Source organism: Clostridium sp. Marseille-Q7071 (assembly GCF_965112025.1).
On record NZ_CBCOPR010000001.1, the window covers coordinates 49615 to 72709 of the forward strand.

The following is a 23095-nucleotide window of genomic DNA, read 5'->3' on the forward strand; positions in this document are numbered from 1 at the left end:
ACACATTATTTAATGGACAGATAACCGCTGGGATGAATAGCCTTATGTAATTGAAAATTGACAATGGACAATTATTGAAACTTCTCTTTTATAAAAGAAGTTTTGAATTGAGTTATTTTTTGAAGTTACGCTGTAACTTCTTAATAAAAACTAGCAATTGTATTGCTAATAAAAAAATCTATTAAAGGAATTAGTTTAACAAAACTAATTTAAACCTAAATTGTCAATTGTCCATTCTCAATTCTCCATTGACTAACTTGTTCTCCAGCTGGTTAATTAATTAAGTTAAGCAATAGAAAAGGAGATTTAAAATGTTGCCATTAAATGAAATAAGTGTTGATATAATTGAGGATGATTTAAGGTATCTTAAACTTTTATCTCACAAGTTCCCTACAATTTCAGATGCTTGTACGGAAATTATAAATCTTCAAGCTATATTGAACTTACCAAAAGGAACAGAGCACTTCCTTACAGATATTCATGGTGAATATGAAGCCTTTAATCATGTTTTAAAAAATGCTTCAGGAGTAATTAAAAGAAAAGTTAATGATATTTTTGGAAACACTCTAAGAGAGAGCGAAAAAAAGGAGTTATGTACATTAATATATTACCCTGAGCAGAAGCTTGAGCTTGTAATGCAAGAAGAAAAGGAGCTTGATGATTGGTATAGAATAACTTTATATCATCTTATAAAGATATGTAAATTAGTTTCTTCTAAATATACTAGATCTAAAGTTAGAAAAGCTTTACCGCCTGATTTTGCATATATTATTGAAGAACTATTACATGAACAGCAAGTCAGGCCAAATAAACAAGATTATTTTAATGGTATATTAGATACAATTATAAGAATTGGAAGAGCAAAGGAATTCATTATTGCTATTTCTCACGTTATTCAAAAGCTTATAGTTGATAGACTTCACATAGTAGGAGATATTTATGATAGAGGACCTGGGGCTCATATCATAATGGAAAGTTTAATGAAATATGATAATATAGACATTCAATGGGGCAATCATGATATATTATGGATGGGAGCCGCTGCTGGCTGTGAAAGTTGCATTGCCAATGTTATTCGTATTTCTACAAGATATGCTAATTTAGAAACGCTAGAAGAAGGCTATGGAATTAATCTATTGCCACTAGCTACCTTTGCTATGAACACTTATAGAGATGATCCTTGCAAATCTTTTAAACCAAAGGATACCGCAGGGAATTATAAAGAAAAAGATTTAAAGCTTATGTCTCAAATGCATAAAGCAATTTCTATAATTCAATTTAAGCTTGAAGGAGAAATAATACAAAGAAGACCAAGCTTTAATATGGAAAATAGATTACTTTTAGATAAAATTAATTTTGAAAAGGGTACAATAATAGTAGATGGTAAAGAATATGAGCTTAACGATATAAACTTCCCTACTATCGATCCTAAAAATCCATATAAACTTAATGATGAAGAAAAAGAATTAGTTTCTAGACTAAAATCTTCATTTTTAAGTAGTGAGAAACTTCAAAGGCACACCAGATATTTATTTTCTAAAGGTAGTTTATATTTAACTTATAACTCAAATCTTTTATATCATGCTTGCATTCCACTAGATGAAAATGGTGATTTTAGAAAAAGTAAAGTTGCTGGAAGAGAATATAGTGGTAAAGCTTATTTAGATATAGCTGATAGAATTGCAAGAGAAGGTTATTTTAATAAAGGCAATGCAGAAACAGATCTATATGCCTTAGATTATTTATGGTATCTATGGTGTGGAGAAGATTCTCCTCTATTTGGTAAAAATAAAATGGCAACCTTTGAAAGATATTTTATCAATAATAAAACAACTCATAAAGAATGTAAGGACCCTTATTTTGGATTTAGAGATAAAGAGGATATTTGTAATAAGATATTAGAAGAGTTTGGATTAGATTCAACTAGTTCTCATATTATAAATGGACACGTTCCTGTTAAAGCTGTTAAGGGAGAGAGCCCTATAAAAGCTAATGGTAAATTGCTAGTTATAGATGGAGGCTTCTCAAAGGCATATCAGCCTGAAACAGGGCTTGCAGGATATACACTAATTTATAACTCCTATGGATTACAGCTTGTATCACATGAGCCATTTGAATCTACTCAAAAAGCAATAGAAGAAGGAAATGATATATTATCTTCCTCTATAATACTTGAAACTACAAAATCAAGGCAAAGAATAGGAGATACAGACATAGGAAAAGAACTAATAACTCAAATTAATGATTTAGAAAAACTCCTTATGGCTTATAGAAAAGGCCTTATTAAGGAGCTTAAATAAATATATATAAATATATATTTAAAATTCTTAACAATCCAAAAGGGGGAGGTGAAAGCTGACCCCTATTTTTTATACAAAAACTTAATTCAATTCACAATTCACAATGCAAAATTCACAATTGTGGATATTTCTCAGCAGAGGCTGAGAAATTTAGAATTGATTATGTAGCGGCGAACAGTGTTCGCCACACACTATTACGCTAATATTAAATTATAGGATTCATTGAAAAAAATTAGCGAACACTGTTTTCCCCTACAAAAACTAGCAATGCAATTGCTAGTTAAAAATACATTCAAGAAATTAATTCGTAAAGAATTAATTTCCTCCTTAATTGTGAACTGTGCATTGTGCATTGATAAATCCCCAGAGGTGAAAGAATGGCGAACAATGTTCACCGCTATAATAGTTTGTTAAAGAAATTAGTTTGTTTAAAACTAATTTCAACCATAATCCTTCATTGTTCATACTTAATTCTTAATTGTTATAGCTCCTCTATAAGATTAGTTAATTTTATTGATTCTCGCTCCAAATCATACTGCACCTCAAGGGAACCCTAAAGGGCTTCACTACTGTTCCCCAGAGCTGGAAAGATGGTGAACAATATTCGCCACTACAATAGTTTATTAAAGAAATTATTTTTTAATAATAAATTCACTCTTAATTGTCCATCGTCAATTATCAATTATCCAATCTATTGTTAACACAAAAAAAACAATACCCACAACAAGGAGGCTATCTTGTTGTGGGTATTGCTTGTGTTTCGGTTTTTAATATTTTAATATTAAAAAAGGGGGATAGATATTAATTACCTAAAGATAATTTATTAACCAACGTCAATTAATTATCTGAGGTTAACTAATCGCATAAATTAATTGGTTTTCGGCATCTTTGACTAATTATTTTAGATGCCTATCTATTCTAATTTTAAGTTAGCTGTCATCGTTTTTCCATCTCTTATAAATTCTACAGGTACTACGTCCCCTTCTTTATAAGAGTCTTTAATTTTATTTATTTCTTGAACTGTACTAACCTTTTTATTAGCAAATTTAACTATTACATCTCCTGGTTGAAGCCCACCTTTTTGAGCTACACTCAAGCTTTCTACCTTTTCTATATAAATTCCAACAGGTAGCTTATTAGCCTTTGCTAATTCTTCATTAAGATTTATACAGGCGATTCCTAATTTTAATACTGGCTTTGTTAGGTTATCAAGTTTATTAAGTACTTCATTTATTGGAATTGAGAATCCTAAACCTTCAACTCCCTGCTTACCTATCTTAGCAGTATTTATTCCAATTACTTGTCCTTTAGAGTTAATTAATGGTCCACCACTATTACCTGGGTTGATAGCGGTATCAGTTTGTATTAACTTTAATGTTTTACCATCTTCAAACTTCATTTCTCTGTTTAAGGCACTTATAATACCTGTTGTTACTGAACCAGAGAATTCTTTTCCTAATGGATTCCCTATAGCTACAACCTGTTCTCCAACTTCTAGTGCATCTGAATCACCAAACTCTAACACTCCTGGCATTTCTACTTTTTCTGCTATTTTAAGAACTGCCAAGTCTGCATCTTCTTTATAATTTACAACTTTAGCAGAAACTTCTTTACCATTATGGAATATTACTTTAACTTCAGAAGCTCCTTTAATAACATGATAGTTAGTTAAAACAGTTCCATTTTCATTAAATATAAATCCTGAACCAATTCCTTCTTGAGGTTCAAATTGCCATCCAAAGAAGTTTGAACTTACAGTTTTTGTAGCAACCCCTACAACTGCTGGAGAAACTTTCTTAGCAATCTCCGGTATATTCATTGAAGATGTATTAGCCACTGGTGCAGAGGTATCATTATTTGTTTGTGGTTTAGTAGTTATATTTATATTATTGCTGTTATTTATTATAGTGTAAGTAATAGTACCTCCTACTGCTCCACCTAAGAGTGAGCAAATAAGAGCTATTGCTATATAAGCACCAAACTTTCTATTCTTTTTTTCTTTTACAGGCTTTTCTACTGTAAAACTAGTGTCATATATATAAGTTTTTTCTACTTCATTATTTGAGTCATTAGAATTATTAAACTCACTCATAGTATTTAACCTCCTTATCTCAACCCTGTAACTAAATATTAGTATAGTTATATGTCAATTTTGTGTCTGTACAATGACATTTCAATGTCATTATAAAAAACTTTATCCTTTTATATCGTCTTTTCACCTATATTGTATGTAAAAAAATGTTGTTTAAAACATTCTTTTAACATTATTATCTCTATTAATTAAAGATAATCCTCTATATAATTAATAACGAAGAATAGGAATTTATGTAAACCTGCCACTTATTCAATTCACAATTATGGACATTTCTCAGCAAAAGCTGAGAAATTTAGAATTGACTAACTGTAGCGGAGAACAGTGTTCTCCATAATATTTTTTATATTAATATTAAATTATGATATATAAAAAAGAAAAATGGCGAACACTGTTCGCCGCTACAAAGGTCTATTAAAGAAATTAATTTATAAAATTAATTTCCTCATTAATTGTCAATTGTCCATCGTCAATTCGTATTGATTAAGTTTTATCTATTCTAATGTTAAATTGACTTTCATTGTTTTTCCGCTTCTCACAAGTTCTACAGATACTACGTCCCCTTCATTATGAGATTCTTTAATTTTATTTAGTTCTTCAACTGTACTTACCTTTTTGCCATCAAATTTAACTATTACATCTCCTGGTTGAAGTCCTCCTTTTTGAGCTACACTCAAGCTTTGTACATTTTCTATATAAATTCCAACAGGCATATTATTAGCTTTTGCTGTTTCTTCATTAAGGTTTAAAGCAGTAATACCTAGCTTTAATATTGGTTTTAATAAGTTGTCAAGTTTATTAGATGCTTCATTTATTGGTATTGAAAACCCTAAACCTTCAACTCCCTGTTGACCTATTTTAGCAGTATTTATTCCAATTACTTGTCCCTTAGAATTAAGTAATGGCCCTCCACTATTTCCTGGATTAATAGCAGTATCAGTTTGTATTAATTTTAATGTTTTACCATCGTCAAATTGCATTTCTCTATTTAAAGCACTTATAATACCAGTTGTTACAGAACCTGAAAATTCTTTTCCTAAAGGATTTCCTATTGCTACTACCTGTTCTCCAACTTCTAAGTCATCTGAATTACCAATCTCTAATACTCCTGGTAGCTCAACATCTTCTGTTATTTTAAGAACAGCTAAATCTGCATCTTCTTGGTAATTTACAACCTTAGCTGTGACTTCTTTGCCATCATAGAATATTACTTTAACTTCAGAAGCACCTTCAATAACATGATAATTAGTTAATACATATCCTTCCTCATTAAATATAAATCCTGATCCAATTCCTTCTTGTAATTCAGATTGCCATCTAAGGGAATTTTGGTTTATGGATTTTGTAGCAACTCCCACAACTGCTGGCGAAGCCTTTTTGGCAATTTCTGGTATACTCATAGATGATGTATTGTCTACTGTGGTAGAAGTATTAGTAACTGTCTCTTTATTAGAAACTGCACTCTTATTATTAATGTTATTTATTATAGTATAAGTAGCTGTACCTCCTACAGTCCCTCCAAGTAATGAACAAATAAGTGCTATTGCTATAAGACTGCCAGCTTTTTTATTCTTTTTTTGTTTTTTAGGGTTTTCTACTGTAAACTTTGTATCATATATGTATGTTTTTTCCACTTCTTTACTAGTTGTGCTGTTAGAATCGTTAAACTCATTCATGATATATAATCTCCTTTCATTAATGCTATAACTAAATGTTAGTATAGTTATATGTTTTTTCTGTGTCTGTATAATGTCAATTCTGTGTCATTATAAAAATTTTGTATTTTAATAGAATTAATTATAGCTAATCTTTTTTAATAATTTTAAAGATAGATTTCTTATCATTATGAGCTTAATTCACAATCTGTTAATTGAGAATTAATGATGAAGAATGAAGAATTTGTGGATATTTCTCAACAAAAGTTGAGAAATTTAGAATTGATTTGTTTTATAATCACTTTTGTTAAAAATTAATTTCTTTAATAATTATCCATTATTTTAATTTCTCTATTGTCTAACTGTAGCGACGAACAGTGTTGGCCATAATTTTTTATATTGATATTAAATTATTATATGTACAAAAGAAAAATGGCGAACAATGTTCGCCGCTACAAAAGATCTATTTAAAGAAATTAGTTTGATTAAAACTAATTTCCACCTTAATCTTCAATTGTCCATCGTCAATTCTCCATTGACTAAGTTGTTTTATTTATTTGCATAAATATCTATAATTTTTAATATTACTTCAACGGCTTTTTCCATTGATTCAATTACAATGTATTCAAATTTGCCATGGAAGTTATGTCCACCAGTAAATATATTTGGAGTTGGTAATCCCATATAAGAAAGCTTTGATCCATCTGTACCTCCTCTTACAGGTATTACAAGTGGCTCTACATTTAATTGCTTCATAGCTTCTATTGCAGTTTCAACTATGTGCATTTCAACTTCAATTTTTTCTCTCATATTATAGTAAGTATCACTTATATCTATTTCAACAATTCCTTCACCATATTTTTTATTCAATTCTGAAGCTATTTCCTTCATATAAATTTTTCTAGCTTCAAATTTATCCATATAAAAATCTCTTATTAAGAAAGATGCCCTTGCTTCTTCTACCTCCCCATGAACTTCGTCAAGCATATAAAAACCTTCATATCCTTCTGTAGTTTCAGGCCTTTCATTTTCAGGAAGTTTATTTATATATTCCATAGCTATTAAGCTCGCATGTATCATTTTGCCTTTTGCTGAACCTGGATGAACATTTCTACCATGGAATTTAACTTCAACACTAGCAGCATTAAAAGTTTCATATTGAACTTCCCCAATTTCACCGCCATCTAATGTATAGGCAAAATCAGCATTAAATTTTTCAACATCAAAATTATTGCATCCTGTTCCTACTTCTTCATCTGGAGTGAAAGCAACTTTTACTGTTCCATGTTTTATTTCTGGATGATTTATTAAGTATTCCATAGCTGTCATTATTTCAGCTATACCTGCCTTGTCATCTCCACCTAACAAAGTAGTACCATCTGTTGTAATCAGTGTTTTTCCTACGTAATTTTTAACTTCTGGAAAATCTTTTGTTGTTAAAATTGTATTCTCATTTAGCTTTATATCTTTACCATCATAATTTTTAACTATTTGTGGATTAATATTTGCACCAGAATAATCTGGTGCCGTATCCATATGAGCTAAGAATCCTATTGTTGGTACTTTTTTATCTATATTTGATGGTAGTGTTGCAGTAACGAAGCCCTTATCATCCATAGCTACATCAGTCATACCTATTGCTTGTAATTCTTCTACAAGGCTTTTTCCAAAAACTAATTGACCCTCTGTACTAGGCAATGTATTTGAATTTTCGTCACTTTTAGTATCATATTTTACATAGTTTAAAAATCTCTCTACAAGTTTTGACATTATCATCCCTACCTTTTTTTATAAATATTTGCAATATTTATTTTATTATATCACCTTCTTAAATTCACCTCAATTAAGAAAGTTTATACAATGGAGAACGCCCATGTTATTAATTAAGAATTAATAATGAAGAATGAAGAATTGTGGACACTTCTCCTTTATAGGAGAAAGTTGAATTGATTATATAAGAAGTTACATAGTAACTTCTTATAAAAACTAGCAATTGTATTGCTAGTAAAAAAATGATTTAAAGAAATTAATTTACAAAATTAATTTCAACCATAATTCTTCATTCTTCATACTTAATTCTTAATTCATGTAGGTTTTACATTGCCTAACTTGTTTATGTATAATTTTTCAAATTTTCTTGATATAATAATATTGTTATCACATAAAAGGGAGGTTTTAAAAATGATTGATTTATCAAAAGGTTTAAGCTTTAATTCTTATTTAAAGAAATCACAAGAAAATTATGGAGATATTCAAGATAAAGCTTATAATAATACTAACTTATCAGGAAATGCTAAGGAAGAGATTAAAAAATTAGATAAAATTATTCATGCTACTGTATTTACTGAAGGCTTTTGTCCAGACTGTATAGTTACAATTCCATTTATACAAAAATTAAGTGAAGAAAACTCTAATTTGAAAATTCATTACATGCCAAGAACAGGCTTTGAAGATTTCTTGGAAGAAGCAGTGGGAAGTAAGTCCATCCCAACTATTATAACTTTTGATGAAGACATGAATCCTAAAGGTGCATATGTAGAAACGCCAAAAGAGCTTCAGGAAAAGATGGTGGGATTATCTCAGGAAGAAAGAAAAGCAGTCTATAGTGAATATAGAAATGGAAAATATAATAACTTAATTGAAAAAAATTTATTAGATATAATATTATAAAAAAATCGTGACTTTTAGTCACGATTTTTTATAATAAATAATTTTGCAAGTTAATACTTTTCTCCAAATTGATCTACGACTTCCATATTTTTCTCCAATATACCATGAGCATATCTAACTTGTATTATTATTCTTATATAATTTATAAGTAAAACTATTAATGATATTAATATAAGTATCATAATAAAAATAGATAGTCTGTATAAGCTTAAATTAAACCCAGATGCTGAATTATAAAATACAATTAAAGACCATATCAATAATATAATGCTTAATGCTAAAGACACTATAACAGAATTTCTAAATTTCTTCCATATTCCCTTTATTTCTAAAGCCCAGAAGTTCTTATCTTTCTCCTCATACATTTTAGAAATTCCAACACATATAGAATACACACCAAATAAAATTATAATGCTTGATATAATCCCGATTAACATATATGGTCCATCAGTCTTAAACATATAAGCAATTTCCTCTTTAGATTCTACAATTTCTGGAATTGATACCTTAGATGAAATAAATAATGTTATAATACTTAAACCCAATATAGTACTATAAGAGATTGCTGCATTTTTAAAATGCTTATTTTTATCCTTTAACTTAGAGCAGCCATAAATTATTAATACATATCCAATAAGACTAGTAATAAAGTTTACTTTGTCCAGACTTTTAATTGGAATATTAAATAATAAGATAAATCCCCAAAATACTGCATTTAAAGGTAACATACCTCTCCCCCTTTTAATTATTTACAAAATTTTATAAAGCCTCTATATATAATATTCCATTTTATGTACTTAATTCCTTTAATGCTTTTATATTGATATTAAATTATGATATATGCAAAAAAAGTGGCGAAGAGTATTTGCCATAATATTTTTTATATTAATATTAGATTTTGATATGTATAAAAAAAAGTGGCGAACTTAGCTTAATGCAAAATGCAAAATTCACAATTATGGATATTTCTCAGTTGAAACTGAGAAATTTAAAGCTGATTGTTTTTTTAAAGTTACAAAGTAAATTTATATAAAAAAACTAGCAATATAAAATTGCTAGTTAAAAATCTATTTAAAGAAATTATTTTGTTTAAAAATAATTTCATCCTTAATTGTGCATTGTGAATTTTGAATTATGAATTGTTTTAATTGTCTAACCTTTTCCATTAAAGTATTCGCAATGTTGAACTATTGGACATTCTTCACATTTTGGCTTACGAGCATTGCAGATTTTTCTTCCATGCCATATTAAGTAATGATGAGCATCACTCCACATTTCCTTAGGGATATTTTTCATGAGTTTTTGCTCTACCTCATCTACATTCTTTCCCTTTGCAATTCCAATTCTATTTGAAAGTCTAAACACATGGGTATCAACAGCTATTGCAGGAACTCCAAAAGCATTGGATAATACAACATTAGCAGTTTTTCTTCCCACTCCTGGAAGCTCTATAAGTTCCTCCATGGTTCTAGGTACTTCCCCTCCATGCTTTTCTAAAAGCATTCTACAGCATCCTAAAATGTTTTTGCTCTTATTTTTATAAAAGCCACAACTTCTTATTTTTTCCCCTAGTTCTTCTTCCGTTAAAGTAACTATAGCTTCCGGAGTATTATATTCTTTATATAATTCTTTAGTAACTATATTAACTCTCTCGTCAGTACATTGTGCTGATAGAATAGTTGATATTAAAAGTTCAAAAGGCGTAGTAAAATCAAGTCCACATTTTGTCCCTCCATAAACTTTACTTAATATATCTAAAACTTTACCTCTATTTTCTTTATTCATTATATCACCCTATTTCTTAAGTTTAATAAGGCATCTGAAATAAAATAATAAGTCAAAGATGCAACGTCTATTTTTTGCCAGGCAAGAAAACACGCTTCGCTCATAGTTTAAACTATGAGTGAGTTATGCTAACGCAGTATGACTTAAAATAGACTAGTATACTGACTAGTTATTTTTTTGAAGTTGCCTAACTATTACTTAATATATTATATCAACTTTAACTTATAATACACAACTTTTCAATTTACAATACATAATAAGAAGAATTTTATATTATACTATACCAAAAAAAACTTTATTCATATTATAATTATCAATAAAACTCATCTATCTTTTATTAATTATCTTATTTTACAAATTCATTTTAAATTTTTTTCAATAATATGAATAAAAAACTAATAATTAGGCAAACTAATTAATGAATACGATAAGAAAACTCCAAATATAACAAAGACATAACATATTCTTATTAATAAAAAATTTTAAGAATATTCCTTAATTGCAATTAACAAAAAGACTTACTAGTAATCACTAGTAAGTCTTTTTGATTTTTCTATATAATCTCTTCAAGAATTATAGTTCTTTTATCTAAATCTTTAACTAAATCTATATTTACCCTTAAGTCTTTATTATAAAATTTCTCTTTTCTAAGTTCAAAAGTAAGTCTTTCATAATTATGTGAAAAATTATTAGAATTTCTCCTATGATGATTATTTAGTTTCTCCCATAATGGCTTTGTTAGGTCTAAAAGTTCTATACTTCCATTAATATAAGCAATATTATTCATTTTTTTCACCTTTACATTCTTTGTTTTTATTAATATAAATATTTAGAACTTTAATAATTTTAAACATTAGAATTATAAGAAAAATAAGTCCAATTCCTTTTAAAGTCTCCTTAAAAATATTAAATCCCATTAAAAGATTAAACCCCCATGACGCTTCCATAATAGCTCCCCCTTAAATTTATAATTATATCTATTTTAACATAATTTACAAAACGTTACTCAAACAATTGAAAACTACACTTTATTCAATTGAAAATTGACAATGAACTATGGACAATTGTGGACAGTGTTCGCCATATATTATTGCACTAATATTAAATTATAAGAAACATTAAAAGATATTTTAATTATATTGTTTATCTCCATAATATTAGTTTAAATTCAATGATTTCAGTTCCAAACTATACTGCACCCCAGGGGAACCCTAACGGGCTTCACTACTGTTCCCCAGAGGTGAGCTCAATTCACAATTCACGGTGTACAATTCACAATTATGGATATTTCTAAGCGATTGCTGAGAAATTTTGAATTGATTAACTGTAGCGGCGAATAGTGTTCGCCGCATATTATTGCACTAATATTAAATTATAAGAAACATAAAAAGCTGGCGAACACTGTTCGCCCCTATAATAATTAGAGAAATTATTTTGTAAAAAAATAATTTTCACCTTAATTGTACATTGTGGATTGATGAATTTCCTGAAGTGCAGTATGATATAGCACAATGTCTACAAAATTAAAAGATACTTTAATTATATTGTTTATCTCCATAATATTAGTTTAAGTTGAATAATTTCAGTTCCAAACTATACTGCACCTCAGGGGAACCCTAACGGGCTTCACTACTGTTCCCCAGAGGTGGAATAATAAAAAACTAGCAATATAATTGCTAGTTTTTTATATTATTATTTATTTCCTATGCCTTTTTCTCTTAATTTTTGAAGCATATCAGCTGTCATTTTATCTAAGTCATATTCTGCTTTAAATCCCCATTCTTCTTTAGCAGCTGTTGGGTCAATTGAATCTGGCCAAGTATTAGCTATTCCTTGTCTTACTGGATCTGGCTCATAGCTGATCTCAAATTCTGGTATATATTTTCTAATTGCAGCTGCAATTTGTTCTGGTTCAAAGCTCATTGCTGTTATATTAAAAGCATTCCTATGTTTTAACTTTGATGGATCAGCTTCCATTAATGTTATTATTGCATTTATAGCATCTGGCATATACATCATATCCATATAAGTTCCCTTATCAATGTATGAAGTATATTTTCCATTTTTTAATGCTTCATAATAAATATCAACAGCATAATCTGTTGTTCCGCCACCTGGAGGTGCTACATAAGATATAAGACCTGGGAATCTGACCCCTCTTGTATCTACACCAAATTTAGTATGATAATAATCACATAATAACTCTCCAGAAACCTTTGTCACACCATACATAGTTTTTGGTCTTTGAATTGTATCCTGTGGAGTATTTACTTTTGGAGTATCTGGACCAAAAGCTCCTATTGAACTTGGTGTGAAAAATTTGCAATTTAGTTCCCTTGCAACTTCTAAGGCATTAACAAGCCCACCCATATTTATATCCCAAGCTAATTGAGGTTTAGCTTCAGCTACTGCTGAGAGTAATGCAGCTAAGTGAATTATTGAGTCAACCTCATATTTTTTAGCTATTTCAAGCATTGCACTTCTATCAGTAACATCTAATATTTCAAATACTCCACCCTCAACTATAGGGTTTCCTTCTGGTTTTCTTATATCTGTAGCAATAACATTATCACGTCCATAAACTTCTCTTAACTTTGCTACTAATTCCGTACCAATTTGTCCTAAACAACCTGTAACTAATATCTTTTTCATAATTGTTACACCCCCAAGCTTTATCTTTTAGATTATTCCCATCTCTTTTCCTACTTTTTCATATGCTTTAATAGCTTCATCTAACATTTCCTTAGTATGAGCTGCTGAAGGCATATTTCTAACTCTCGCTGTACCCATTGGAACTGTTGGGAATACAATAGATTTTGCATATACTCCTTCTTCATATAATTTCTTACTAAATTCTTGTGCTTTATCAGCTTCTCCTATTATACATGGAGTGATTGGAGTTTCACTACTTCCTATATTAAAGCCTAATTCTTTTAAGCCTTTCTTTAAATAATTTCCATTTTCCCATAGTTTATCATGAAGTTCTGTGCTTTCAGTCAATATTTTTATAGCTTCTATACAAGCACCTGCTGCTCCTGGTGTTAATGCAGTTGAAAATAGGAACGGTCTACCTCTAACTTTTAACCAATCAATTAAATCTTTAGAGCCAGCAACATATCCTCCAACTACACCAATAGCTTTAGATAATGTACCTATTTGGAAATCTATTTTATCTGATAATCCGAAATGTTTAACAGTTCCTGCTCCTTTTCCCAAAACCCCTGAACCGTGTGCATCGTCAACGTATGTAATTAAGTCAAATTCTTCAGCTATTTCCACTATTTCAGGAAGTTTAGCTATATCGCCATCCATAGAGAACACACCATCAGTTATAACCATTATTTTTTCATATAATCCTGACTCTTTGGCTTCCTTCGCTTTTGCTCTTAAATCGTCCATATCAGAATGTTCAACTCTTATAATTTTTGCTCCGGATAATCTACATCCATCTATAATTGATGCATGGTTTAATGCATCTGAAAGTATAGCATCTTTTTTACCCATAACTGCTGAAATTGCAGCCATATTACAATTAAATCCAGATTGGAAAGCTATTGCAGCTTCAGTATGTTTAAACTCTGCTAATCTTTTTTCAAGTTCTGAGTGTATATCTAATGTTCCGTTAATTGTTCTAACTGCTCCTGCTCCTGCTCCGTATTTTTTAGTAGCTTCAATTGTAGCTTCAATCATTCTTGGATGAGTAGCAAGTCCTAGGTAGTTATTTGATGAAAGGTTTATAAGCTCTTTTCCATCAATATTTATAATTGGACCATTTGCTCCATTTATAATATTAATTTCATTATATAAGCCTTTACTTCTAAGGTCTTGTAAATTATCTTTTAAGAATTTTTCCAATGATTTACTTCCCATGTCTATACCTCCATATATTACGTTTTAAAAATATTTTAAATTTATTAAACTTTTATAAGGAATATTAATAAATAATTATTATCATTTCATTTACTATTTCCTATTCTACATTTTTTGCATAACTCCTGCTTAAAACTCAAAAAAAGTTTGAGATTTCAATGCTAATCACATAATAACCTGTAATTAAAATTCAAAATTTCAATAACTTTACATATGATTATATTAAAAATTTACTTAATTTTAACTATATAAATATTAATTACTTTTAATTGAAATTATATGCATTTTAAGTACAAATTTCTTCTTTAATCGAAGATAATACATGATTTTATAATCGTTTACATTTTAAATTTATTATTTTATCTATTTATTTTAAGACAATATTTTTATTTCATATATTTAACTTCTATTAAAAACAGATTAAATAAATTCACATTAGTATAAAATTAATAATTTACAATATACAATTTATAATAAACTCTCAGTAGATCATAAGAATTTTTCAACTAATTTATTCTATTAGAGACCAGCAAAAATTATACAAGAAAAAGTCTATACCTTCTTAGATATAGACTTTTTCTTATATAATTATTCACTTGTTTGACTACTAGAAATTTCATCGTTATTTTCTTCTAGAGAATAAACTCCTCTATATTTTTCTGGTACTAATTTTGCAACTGAAAGCATAAGTTCCCTTAACGCTCTATTACTATAATTATTTTTATCTTCATCTTTTTGCTTTTCTACTATTTCTACCGGTGATCCTATGTTAATAAATATATCTGCTCTCCTAAAACTTTCTTGTCCCATATCATTATCATTTATTGGCATAAAATCTTCTGTTCCACATAATCCTATTGGTACTATAGTAGCTTTAGACATTTTTGCTATTAAAAGAAGCCCTTTTTTAGCTTCTATCATACTACCAGTTCTACTTCTTGTCCCTTCTGGAAAAATAACTACGTTCCTTCCCTCTTTTAAGTTTTTAATTATCTTTGCAATAGCCTCTTTATCAGCAGAATTTGGTTTTATAGTTATAGTTTCAATAATTCTTACTCCCATTTTAGTAAAAGAATTTTCACTTAATTTTTCTCCAGCTACAAATATAGGTTTTTTCTTCTCAAGAACTTTATTTAAAACTAGACCATCTGCATTGCTTAAATGATTGGCTATAAATATAATTGGACCTTCTAGCTTTTCTATATTTTCATATCCAGTAATTTTAACATTTGCATATTTTTTATAGTATCTATAAATAGCTGATTGTATTAATTTATCTCCTAAGCTTTTTGGAAGCTTTTCTATCAAACGAAATTTAGCAGCTAAATCCATTCTTTATCCACCTCTACACTTTAAAATTCTATCATAATTTTCAATTTATAAAATCCGTATCAATTTATAATTGTTTAAGTTTTATTTTTGAAAAGTTTATCATAATACTCCCTTATATATGGGGAATTTATATTCTTAATTATATTATCCTTATCTTCATACTTTATATTATTATAATTAATAAGGCTATTTCTTATTAGGATATTTTTACCTCTCCATCCACAGCTACATTTTTGATACTTCTCTTTAAAGCTACTATTATTCATAGTAATTATATCTATAAGTTCATCTTCTTTCATAAAATCAAAGGCTTTAAATTCTTCTATATGAGAAAGCTTAGCCTCTTTATTATAAGGGCATATATCTTGACAAATATCACATCCAAAAATTTTACCTTTAAACTTATCAAACCAATATTCATCTATATGCTTTTTTTGAGTCAAATAGGATAGACATCTATTAAAATCATTATCCTTTACTTGCTCTTTAAGAGCGTTGGTAGGACAAGCATTTAAACATAATTCACATTTCCCACAACTTTCCTTTACAGGGATATCAATTTCCAAGGATAAATCTGTTATTATTTCCCCTAGAAAAATGTAAGACCCATATTCCTTAGTGATAAATGTATTATTTTTTCCTACGAATCCAATACCACAAAGATACGCAATATATCTTTCTGGAAGTGGATTATTATCCACAAATCCTATAGCTTTTCCACCTAGACTTTCAATATATCCACATATTTCCTGCAGATATGTTTTTACTACCACATGATAATCTTCACCTAAAGTATATTTTGAAAAATATTTAACCTTTCGATTTTCATCATGCAAATACGGAAATGCTATTGATATTATAGTTTTCCCATCTTCCATTAATAAAAATGGATTTATTCTTTTTTCTATATCATCTTCTTCAAATTCTATCTGAAATCCTTTTTCTTTCCTATAAGAATAATAATTTTCTAATTCGGAAAAAACTCTACATGTTGTAAACCCTACAGTTGTAAGCCCTAAAGAGTTACAAAAGTTTATAATACTAGTTTTGTCGTTCATGCTTATAATCCTTTATAAATTTTATTTAATATATTATATCATAGCCTATACAATTGACAATGGACTATCATAAATTCAAAATTCACAATTATAGCCTAAATCTTTAGAAATTAAGTATTAATAATTAAGAATGAAGAATTTAGGATGAAATTCACTTTTAGTGAATTTCTTAAAATAAAATTTGCTCTAAAAAACTCCAAAGGCTTTGACGATGGAGTTTAACCATAATTCTTCATCTTTCATTCTTAATTTTTAATTCATAAAAAAGATTTTGTTATGGAAATCAAAATATTATATAAATCATCTTATTTTATATGTTCAATTATATAAGTATTCTGCTATATATTTTCCTATTAATTCACTTTCCATTTCTATCTTATTTATTTGTTCATATCCTTTAACTACAGTGCCACAAGCAAATATTCCATCTATTGAAGTTTCCATATTATCTTTTAAAATCATTTTTGAACTTTCTGAATCTATATCTATACCAGCTTTTAAAGCTAGAGCATTTTCTGGATGAAGGTAAATAGATAGAACTAAAGTATCACAACTTATATAACTTTTACTATTAGGAATAACTTTATTATTCTCATCTAAAAGTCCTATATTCACTCCTTCAACTCTTCCCTTACCAAAAACATTAGTAACTCTAGACTTTAACATAACAGGTATATTAAAATCCTTAATAAAGGTTTTTACTTCCTCATTAATTGCACTTAGCCCTTCTGTAGTTTCAATGATTCCTTTAATCTTTGCCCCTTCTAGTACTAAACTTCTTGTTGCAAATAATGCAGGATCTCCTGAACCTAAAACTAACACTTCTTTACCAGGCATTATTCCCGTTCTGTTAATTAATTTCAATGTGGATAAAGAAGTAATTATCCCTGAACATCTATGGCTTAATATGTTTTTATATCCTAATGGTCTTTCTCTACATCCCATAGCTAAGATTATTGCCCTTGAAGAAATTTCTAAAATTCCTTCTTCATTTACTGCTACTATGGTTTTATTTGTATGTAAACTTATCACATCTGTTGAAGTTTTATATTCTATCTCATATTCTATTAGTTTATCAACTAAACTTTGAATATACTCTGGTGCTGTCAAATCTCCCTCTATATATTTACTGGTAAATCCACTGTGAATACAATTTATTAACATTCCTCCAAGTTCTATTTCTCTATCTATAATTAAAATATCTTTAACACCATTTTCCTTTGCAGCAATTGCTGCCATCATACCACTTGGTCCTCCACCAATAATTACAAGGTCATATTTTATCATAAATAAACCCCTCCATAATAATAGGTCACTAATTTCTAAGTTTCTATACACTACCAATTATAATATAAAATTCATAAGTTGTAACTTATTCAATTTATAGTTGTGGATTAACTAAGTTTAAACCTAAAAATAGTATAACCCTATAGGGCCATACTATAATTTATTTATCTAGAATTATTTTCTTATTTAATGTATAAGTAACAGTAGGGCTAAAAACAGCAACTATAAACATTAATATGTTAGCTAGAGTTATTTCTCGCCCTTCTACTGCAAAATACATATCTAATATAAATAGTTTGAGTTTTACTGTGAATGTTAACTACCATCATTAATGTTACACCAAATTTACCTGATCTTTAGTGAAACTTAAAAGGCTCTATTTAATTAGGCATCCTATTAAAATCTTATAATATAAATTCATTTAGAAATTTTAAGCATTACTAATCCACTCTTTTTTTAGGATTGAGTAAACTGCTAAACTACAAAATTTATTATTTCTAATTTGAACTTCTCTTAATGTTCCTTCATAAACCATTCCACATTTTTGCATTACTTTTCCAGAAGTTACATTATTAATGTCATGTTTTGCACAAATTCTGTTTACTCCGACTTCTTCAAACAGGTATTTTATTATTGCATTAAAAGCCTCTGTTGTAATACCTTTATTCCAATATTTACTTGAAATACAATAGCCAATTTCACAAGCATCATGCATATCTTCTAATTTAACAATTGATATATTACCAATTACCTCGTTAATCTCTTTTAGCTCCATTACCCAATTATAAACACTATTATCTTCATATTTAGATATCCATAGATTAATAATCTCTTCTGAATCCTTAATATCTTTGTGAGTTTGCCAAGATAAATACTTTGTTACATTAGCATCGCTTCCCCAATTCTTAAACATATTATTTGAATCTGTATCTTTAAACTTTCTCAAGATAATTCTATCAGTCTCTATTAAAATAGTACCTTTATGTTTCATCAAATCCTCCCCTTTATTAGCCTTAATTATATTATTATATGCAAATAAAAGTAAATCTCAAGAAAAGTTTACTATTTATGCATATATTGCTGTTTTGGTTTTAAAGTCCTTTAGCAAAGAGGATTAACGCATAGAATCAAATCATCTTCTACAACTTTTGCTAAAGTCCTATATGCAGAAAAAAACTCTATAAATATAGCTATATAATATATTTATAGAGATTAATTAAATTTCCCACCTTTTTTAAAACAGCGCCACTTAAAACTATACTACTAATTATAGAATTTATGACTAAAGGGAAAGTTATTTTTAAGAATGCCTTAAATTTGCTACTCTTAAAGTTCTTGCACAATATTCATCATCAATACTTATAAATCCTAATTTTATATTTTGACACATAAGTGGAAGTGAAACTACAATAGAGGCTATAACGAAGATGTCCATGTAAATTTTATACTTTTCCTAACAATTCATAAGAAATTAAATGGTTACAATTTTACTCCTAAAAATATGAGAAGAATTCCTAATATGATATAAATAATTGTTTCATAAGAAAATTTATTTTTCTTATTTTCTTTTATATAATTTTTTATTTTATCTATTGTTTGATTACATAAACTACTATTTTCAAGCTGAGATAAGTAAAGTGTAGTTCTTTTAAATATTTCTTTTAATTTTATATCCACTCGCTTTTCTCCATAAGCTATCATTAAAGTGTCATCTTCAAATTCCCATGGAATACTTTTTTGTGAAAAAAAATCTGCTAATAATTCAATTAATTCTTCCTTACATAATCCATAAACAGTATAAACTTTCGCATAAAATACAAATATCACTAAAATAGCGGCTATACATATAGTTGTTATCAGTGTAAATCCGTCCTTTTCTCTAAAATTTCTTAATATTAATTCAATAAAAAGTATATAAAAAAATATTGAACTTCTAGTTATTCTTTCTTTAATAATAAATTTTCTTCTGCTTATAAGAACTCCAAACAGTATAATTATAACTCCAAATAATATACTTAAAACTTTAAAAATCATAACCTTCCTCCTAAATATCTCTATCCCTAAATTATATGATTTAAAAAAGCTTTATACCATTTAATACCATTTTATTTTTAAATATAACTATTTAACTCTACATTGTACTAGCTAAATTTATTAGAAGCTATAACTCTCAAAATTCTCCTGATTATAAGAAGTTACACAGTAATTTCTCATAAAAAAACTAGCAACTGTATTGCTAGTTTAAAAATCAATTGAAGAAATTAGTTTGATTAAAACTAATTTCCTCCTTAATTGTTAATTGTCCATCGTCAATTCTCAATTGCCTAAGTTTATATTTATCAAAATTACTAACATTATTATATAAAAAACCCAAGAGAAATTATTATAACTCCAAGTAATATTAATATTGCTGACGCTGTTGAAAACTTATTTCTTTTATCTTTATAAAATTCTTTTTTTAGCTCTTCTATTATTTCATCACATTTCTCTTTATCTTCAATATTAACTACATTAATAGATGTAGTATGAGATGTGGATTTTAGCTCAATTTCAGTGATTTTTTTTCCTATATCCACTGATAGCTTATTTTTATTCTTAGCTACACTATAATTAAAGTTTTTTCTTGTGAAAAAATTAGTTAGAACTTTAGTTGCCTCATCTTTTGACATACCAAAAAAAGAGTAAGTTTTCCTATAATATATAATTACTAAAATACAAAATATAGAAATTAATATGATTGAGGCTATAAATATAGCTATATTATCTAATTCTATTTGAAAAATCCCTTGAAAAATTAAGTAAATGAATAGGAATGTAAGAAAAGAACTTTCTTTTATAACTATTTTTCTTTTAGATATATATAAACCAAATAATAAAATTATTATTCCTGATAAAATATTAATATACTTTATTATCATATATCTCTCCTAAAATATTAATATTTATTATAATAACATTTTTCTTAAATTATTTTCAATATTTATACTATTAATATTTCTTAAATTTTATAGGTTATATAAGATATGACTTAATGAAAATATTTTTTCCTAATTACAGTCATATTCATTTTATTATAATAGGTCCATAAAAATTGTAATATTTATATAGTTGATGATATTTAAATAATAGATTATAATTATTACAAATTAGTTTGATTATCAAAATATTTTACAGTCAAAATAAAGGAGATGTTTTATTAAATGGATATAAAACCATTAAGAATAGGAGATTTAGAAGCAAGATTACCTATAATTCAAGGGGGAATGGGGATAGGTATCTCCCTATCTAATTTAGCTTCTGCTGTTGCAAATTGTGGAGGTATTGGAATTATCTCTGCAGCACAAATAGGATATGATGAAGAAGATTTTGAAACTAATGCTTTTGAGGCAAATTTAAAAGCATTAAGAAAACATATAAAGCTTGCTAAAGAAAAAGCTCCAAAAGGAATAATAGGAGTTAATTTAATGGTAGCAATGAGAAATTATGAAGAATATGCTCTAGAAGCTATAAAAAGTGGAGTAGATTTAATAATTTCAGGTGCTGGGCTTCCTACTACTCTACCTAAAATAGTTAAGGGGTATAAAACAAAGATTGCACCTATTGTATCTTCATTAAAAGCAGCTTCTGTAATATTAAAAATTTGGGATAAAAAACATAATGTAGCTCCTGATATGATTGTAGTAGAAGGTCCTAAGGCAGGAGGACATTTAGGGTTTCACAAAGAAGATATGGAAAAAGAAGAATGTAGCTTAGAGAGTGTAGTTCCACAAATAATTGAAGCAGTTAAACCTTATGAGGAAAAATATAATAAAAATATTCCTATAATTGCTGCTGGTGGAATTTATGATGGATTTGATATTGCAAATTTTTTAAAACTAGGTGCTCAAGGAGTACAAATGGGTACTAGATTTGTAGCTACAGAAGAGTGTGATGCACATATAAACTTTAAAAAAGCTTATATAAATAGCAGTAAAGAAGATATTTCACTGGTTAAAAGTCCTGTAGGAATGCCTGGACGTGCCATATTAAATAATTTCACTAAAACAGTGGAATGTGAAAAGCAAAAGGTTGATAAATGTTATAATTGCTTAATTCCTTGTAATCCAAAAGAAACTCCATATTGCATAACCACAGCTTTAATAAATGCGGCAAAAGGTAATATGGAAAATGCATTAATTTTCTCTGGTGAAAATGCATATAAAGTGAATAAAATAGTTTCTGTTAGAGAGCTTATGTATGCCCTTGAGGGTGAAATACTGATTTCAATTGATGATTAACAATTATAATTAGTTAAAGATTAAGAATGAAGAATTTATGGAGATTTTTATTAAAGATACTTTATAACTTTAATAAAAATTAGTTTTCTCCTTAGTTCTTCATTCTTATATTTTTTTCCCATTCTTTTATGCTATAACCTTAAACTTAGCGAAGTATTGTAGCAATATTTCCTTTAGATGCTTGTTCTTACAACATTGTAATTAATAATTAAATTATAAGAATAAAATATATTCTATGTGTAATACTAAGATTGAAATAAAAAGTTAGGAGTGATTTTATGCAAAACATAAACCAAGTAGAACTACAAAACCTTCGTCATCTTATTGGCGCTCATGAAACAATAGCAAATAAACTTGATGATTTTGCTAATCAATGTAATGACCAAAACTTAACTCAAATGCTAAAAACTGATGCTCAAGAAGCAAGATCTGCTAAACAAAAATTAATGGGATTCTTAGGATAGGAGGGTGTAAAAATGCAAGAAAAAGATATAATGAATGACTATTTAAGCATGATCAATAGCAGTTTAACTGGCTATGCTAACATGATAGCACAAACAGATAATCAACAACTAAGACAAACACTTCAACAAATGAGAGACAGTGATGAAGCTCGTCAATATAAAATTTATCAAGCAGCTAAAGAAAAAGGATATTATAAACCTGCTCAAGCAGCAAAACAAGATGAAATAAGCACAGTAAAATCTGAATTAACTATGGGCTAATATCTATTATCCCAAAGAAATTAACAAAAGATTATTTTTACTTC

21 protein-coding genes are annotated in these 23095 nt (G+C 28.0%); 5 read left to right on the forward strand and 16 right to left on the reverse strand.

The genetic code is table 11. The features are described from left to right. The first annotated feature begins 311 nt into the window (after positions 1 to 311). Positions 312 to 2300 carry a fructose-1,6-bisphosphatase gene (locus ACWPW7_RS00165; protein WP_454051896.1) on the forward strand — a complete coding sequence of 663 codons (1989 nt, stop codon included), beginning with the start codon at positions 312 to 314 and terminating at the stop codon, positions 2298 to 2300. 913 nt (positions 2301 to 3213) lie between these two features. On the opposite strand, the gene ACWPW7_RS00170 is transcribed toward ACWPW7_RS00165, so the two are convergent. From ACWPW7_RS00170 to pepT, 3 genes are all read right to left on the reverse strand, one after another. Further along, positions 3214 to 4392: a S1C family serine protease gene (locus tag ACWPW7_RS00170; RefSeq protein ID WP_454051897.1), complete on the reverse strand. Its 1179-nt coding sequence runs from the start codon at positions 4390 to 4392 to the stop codon at positions 3214 to 3216. 494 nt (positions 4393 to 4886) lie between these two features. After that, on the reverse strand, positions 4887 to 6068 hold the full coding sequence (locus tag ACWPW7_RS00175) for a S1C family serine protease (RefSeq protein WP_454051898.1): 1182 nt from the start codon (positions 6066 to 6068) through the stop codon (positions 4887 to 4889). 528 nt (positions 6069 to 6596) lie between these two features. Then, the gene (gene pepT / locus ACWPW7_RS00180; RefSeq protein WP_454051899.1) at positions 6597 to 7817 is read right to left on the reverse strand and encodes a peptidase T; all 1221 of its coding nucleotides are present in this window, start codon (positions 7815 to 7817) and stop codon (positions 6597 to 6599) included. A gap of 411 nt (positions 7818 to 8228) precedes the next feature. On the opposite strand from pepT, the gene ACWPW7_RS00185 reads away from it, so the two are divergent. Continuing rightward, on the forward strand, positions 8229 to 8717 hold the full coding sequence (locus ACWPW7_RS00185) for a thioredoxin family protein (RefSeq protein WP_291564581.1): 489 nt from the start codon (positions 8229 to 8231) through the stop codon (positions 8715 to 8717). Positions 8718 to 8767: 50 nt separating this feature from the next. On the opposite strand, the gene ACWPW7_RS00190 is transcribed toward ACWPW7_RS00185, so the two are convergent. The 13 genes from ACWPW7_RS00190 to ACWPW7_RS00250 form a co-directional block, all read right to left on the reverse strand. Then, entirely contained in the window at positions 8768 to 9445 is a 678-nt protein-coding gene (locus ACWPW7_RS00190) for a hypothetical protein (protein WP_454051900.1), read from the reverse strand. Positions 9446 to 9869: 424 nt separating this feature from the next. Then, complete coding sequence (gene nth / locus ACWPW7_RS00195) at positions 9870 to 10502, reverse strand: endonuclease III (RefSeq protein WP_454051901.1); 633 nt, start codon at positions 10500 to 10502, stop codon at positions 9870 to 9872. A gap of 553 nt (positions 10503 to 11055) precedes the next feature. Continuing rightward, a complete protein-coding gene (locus tag ACWPW7_RS00200) occupies positions 11056 to 11289 on the reverse strand; it encodes a hypothetical protein (RefSeq protein ID WP_454051902.1) in 234 nt (77 codons plus the stop codon). Then, complete coding sequence (locus ACWPW7_RS00205; RefSeq protein WP_454051903.1) at positions 11282 to 11449, reverse strand: hypothetical protein; 168 nt, start codon at positions 11447 to 11449, stop codon at positions 11282 to 11284. The genes ACWPW7_RS00200 and ACWPW7_RS00205 overlap by 8 nt, the downstream gene beginning before the upstream one ends. Before the next feature lie 745 nt (positions 11450 to 12194). Further along, positions 12195 to 13154: an L-threonine 3-dehydrogenase gene (locus tag ACWPW7_RS00210; protein WP_454051904.1), complete on the reverse strand. Its 960-nt coding sequence runs from the start codon at positions 13152 to 13154 to the stop codon at positions 12195 to 12197. 27 nt (positions 13155 to 13181) lie between these two features. Beyond that, a complete protein-coding gene (locus ACWPW7_RS00215; protein ID WP_454051905.1) occupies positions 13182 to 14372 on the reverse strand; it encodes a glycine C-acetyltransferase in 1191 nt (396 codons plus the stop codon). 588 nt (positions 14373 to 14960) lie between these two features. Further along, a complete protein-coding gene (locus tag ACWPW7_RS00220) occupies positions 14961 to 15704 on the reverse strand; it encodes a lysophospholipid acyltransferase family protein (protein ID WP_454051906.1) in 744 nt (247 codons plus the stop codon). A 74-nt stretch (positions 15705 to 15778) separates the two neighbouring features. Continuing rightward, on the reverse strand, positions 15779 to 16762 hold the full coding sequence (gene queG, locus ACWPW7_RS00225; RefSeq protein WP_454051907.1) for a tRNA epoxyqueuosine(34) reductase QueG: 984 nt from the start codon (positions 16760 to 16762) through the stop codon (positions 15779 to 15781). Positions 16763 to 17080: 318 nt separating this feature from the next. Further along, positions 17081 to 18049, reverse strand: coding sequence for an NAD(P)/FAD-dependent oxidoreductase (locus ACWPW7_RS00230; protein WP_454051908.1), 969 nt, complete (start codon positions 18047 to 18049; stop codon positions 17081 to 17083). A gap of 430 nt (positions 18050 to 18479) precedes the next feature. Further along, the gene (locus tag ACWPW7_RS00235; RefSeq protein ID WP_454051909.1) at positions 18480 to 19040 is read right to left on the reverse strand and encodes a GNAT family N-acetyltransferase; all 561 of its coding nucleotides are present in this window, start codon (positions 19038 to 19040) and stop codon (positions 18480 to 18482) included. Between the two features lie 309 nt (positions 19041 to 19349). Then, the gene (locus tag ACWPW7_RS00240; RefSeq protein ID WP_454051910.1) at positions 19350 to 19484 is read right to left on the reverse strand and encodes a hypothetical protein; all 135 of its coding nucleotides are present in this window, start codon (positions 19482 to 19484) and stop codon (positions 19350 to 19352) included. A 44-nt stretch (positions 19485 to 19528) separates the two neighbouring features. After that, positions 19529 to 20083 (reverse strand): hypothetical protein, encoded by a 555-nt coding sequence (locus tag ACWPW7_RS00245; protein ID WP_291564545.1) that lies wholly within the window; start codon positions 20081 to 20083, stop codon positions 19529 to 19531. A 323-nt stretch (positions 20084 to 20406) separates the two neighbouring features. Then, a complete protein-coding gene (locus tag ACWPW7_RS00250; RefSeq protein WP_454051911.1) occupies positions 20407 to 20967 on the reverse strand; it encodes a hypothetical protein in 561 nt (186 codons plus the stop codon). A gap of 282 nt (positions 20968 to 21249) precedes the next feature. On the opposite strand from ACWPW7_RS00250, the gene ACWPW7_RS00255 reads away from it, so the two are divergent. From ACWPW7_RS00255 to ACWPW7_RS00265, 3 genes are all read left to right on the forward strand, one after another. After that, positions 21250 to 22326 carry an NAD(P)H-dependent flavin oxidoreductase gene (locus ACWPW7_RS00255; protein ID WP_454051912.1) on the forward strand — a complete coding sequence of 359 codons (1077 nt, stop codon included), beginning with the start codon at positions 21250 to 21252 and terminating at the stop codon, positions 22324 to 22326. Between the two features lie 278 nt (positions 22327 to 22604). After that, positions 22605 to 22790: a hypothetical protein gene (locus tag ACWPW7_RS00260; RefSeq protein WP_454051913.1), complete on the forward strand. Its 186-nt coding sequence runs from the start codon at positions 22605 to 22607 to the stop codon at positions 22788 to 22790. A gap of 12 nt (positions 22791 to 22802) precedes the next feature. After that, positions 22803 to 23051 (forward strand): spore coat protein, encoded by a 249-nt coding sequence (locus ACWPW7_RS00265; RefSeq protein WP_454051914.1) that lies wholly within the window; start codon positions 22803 to 22805, stop codon positions 23049 to 23051. Positions 23052 to 23095: the final 44 nt, after the last annotated feature.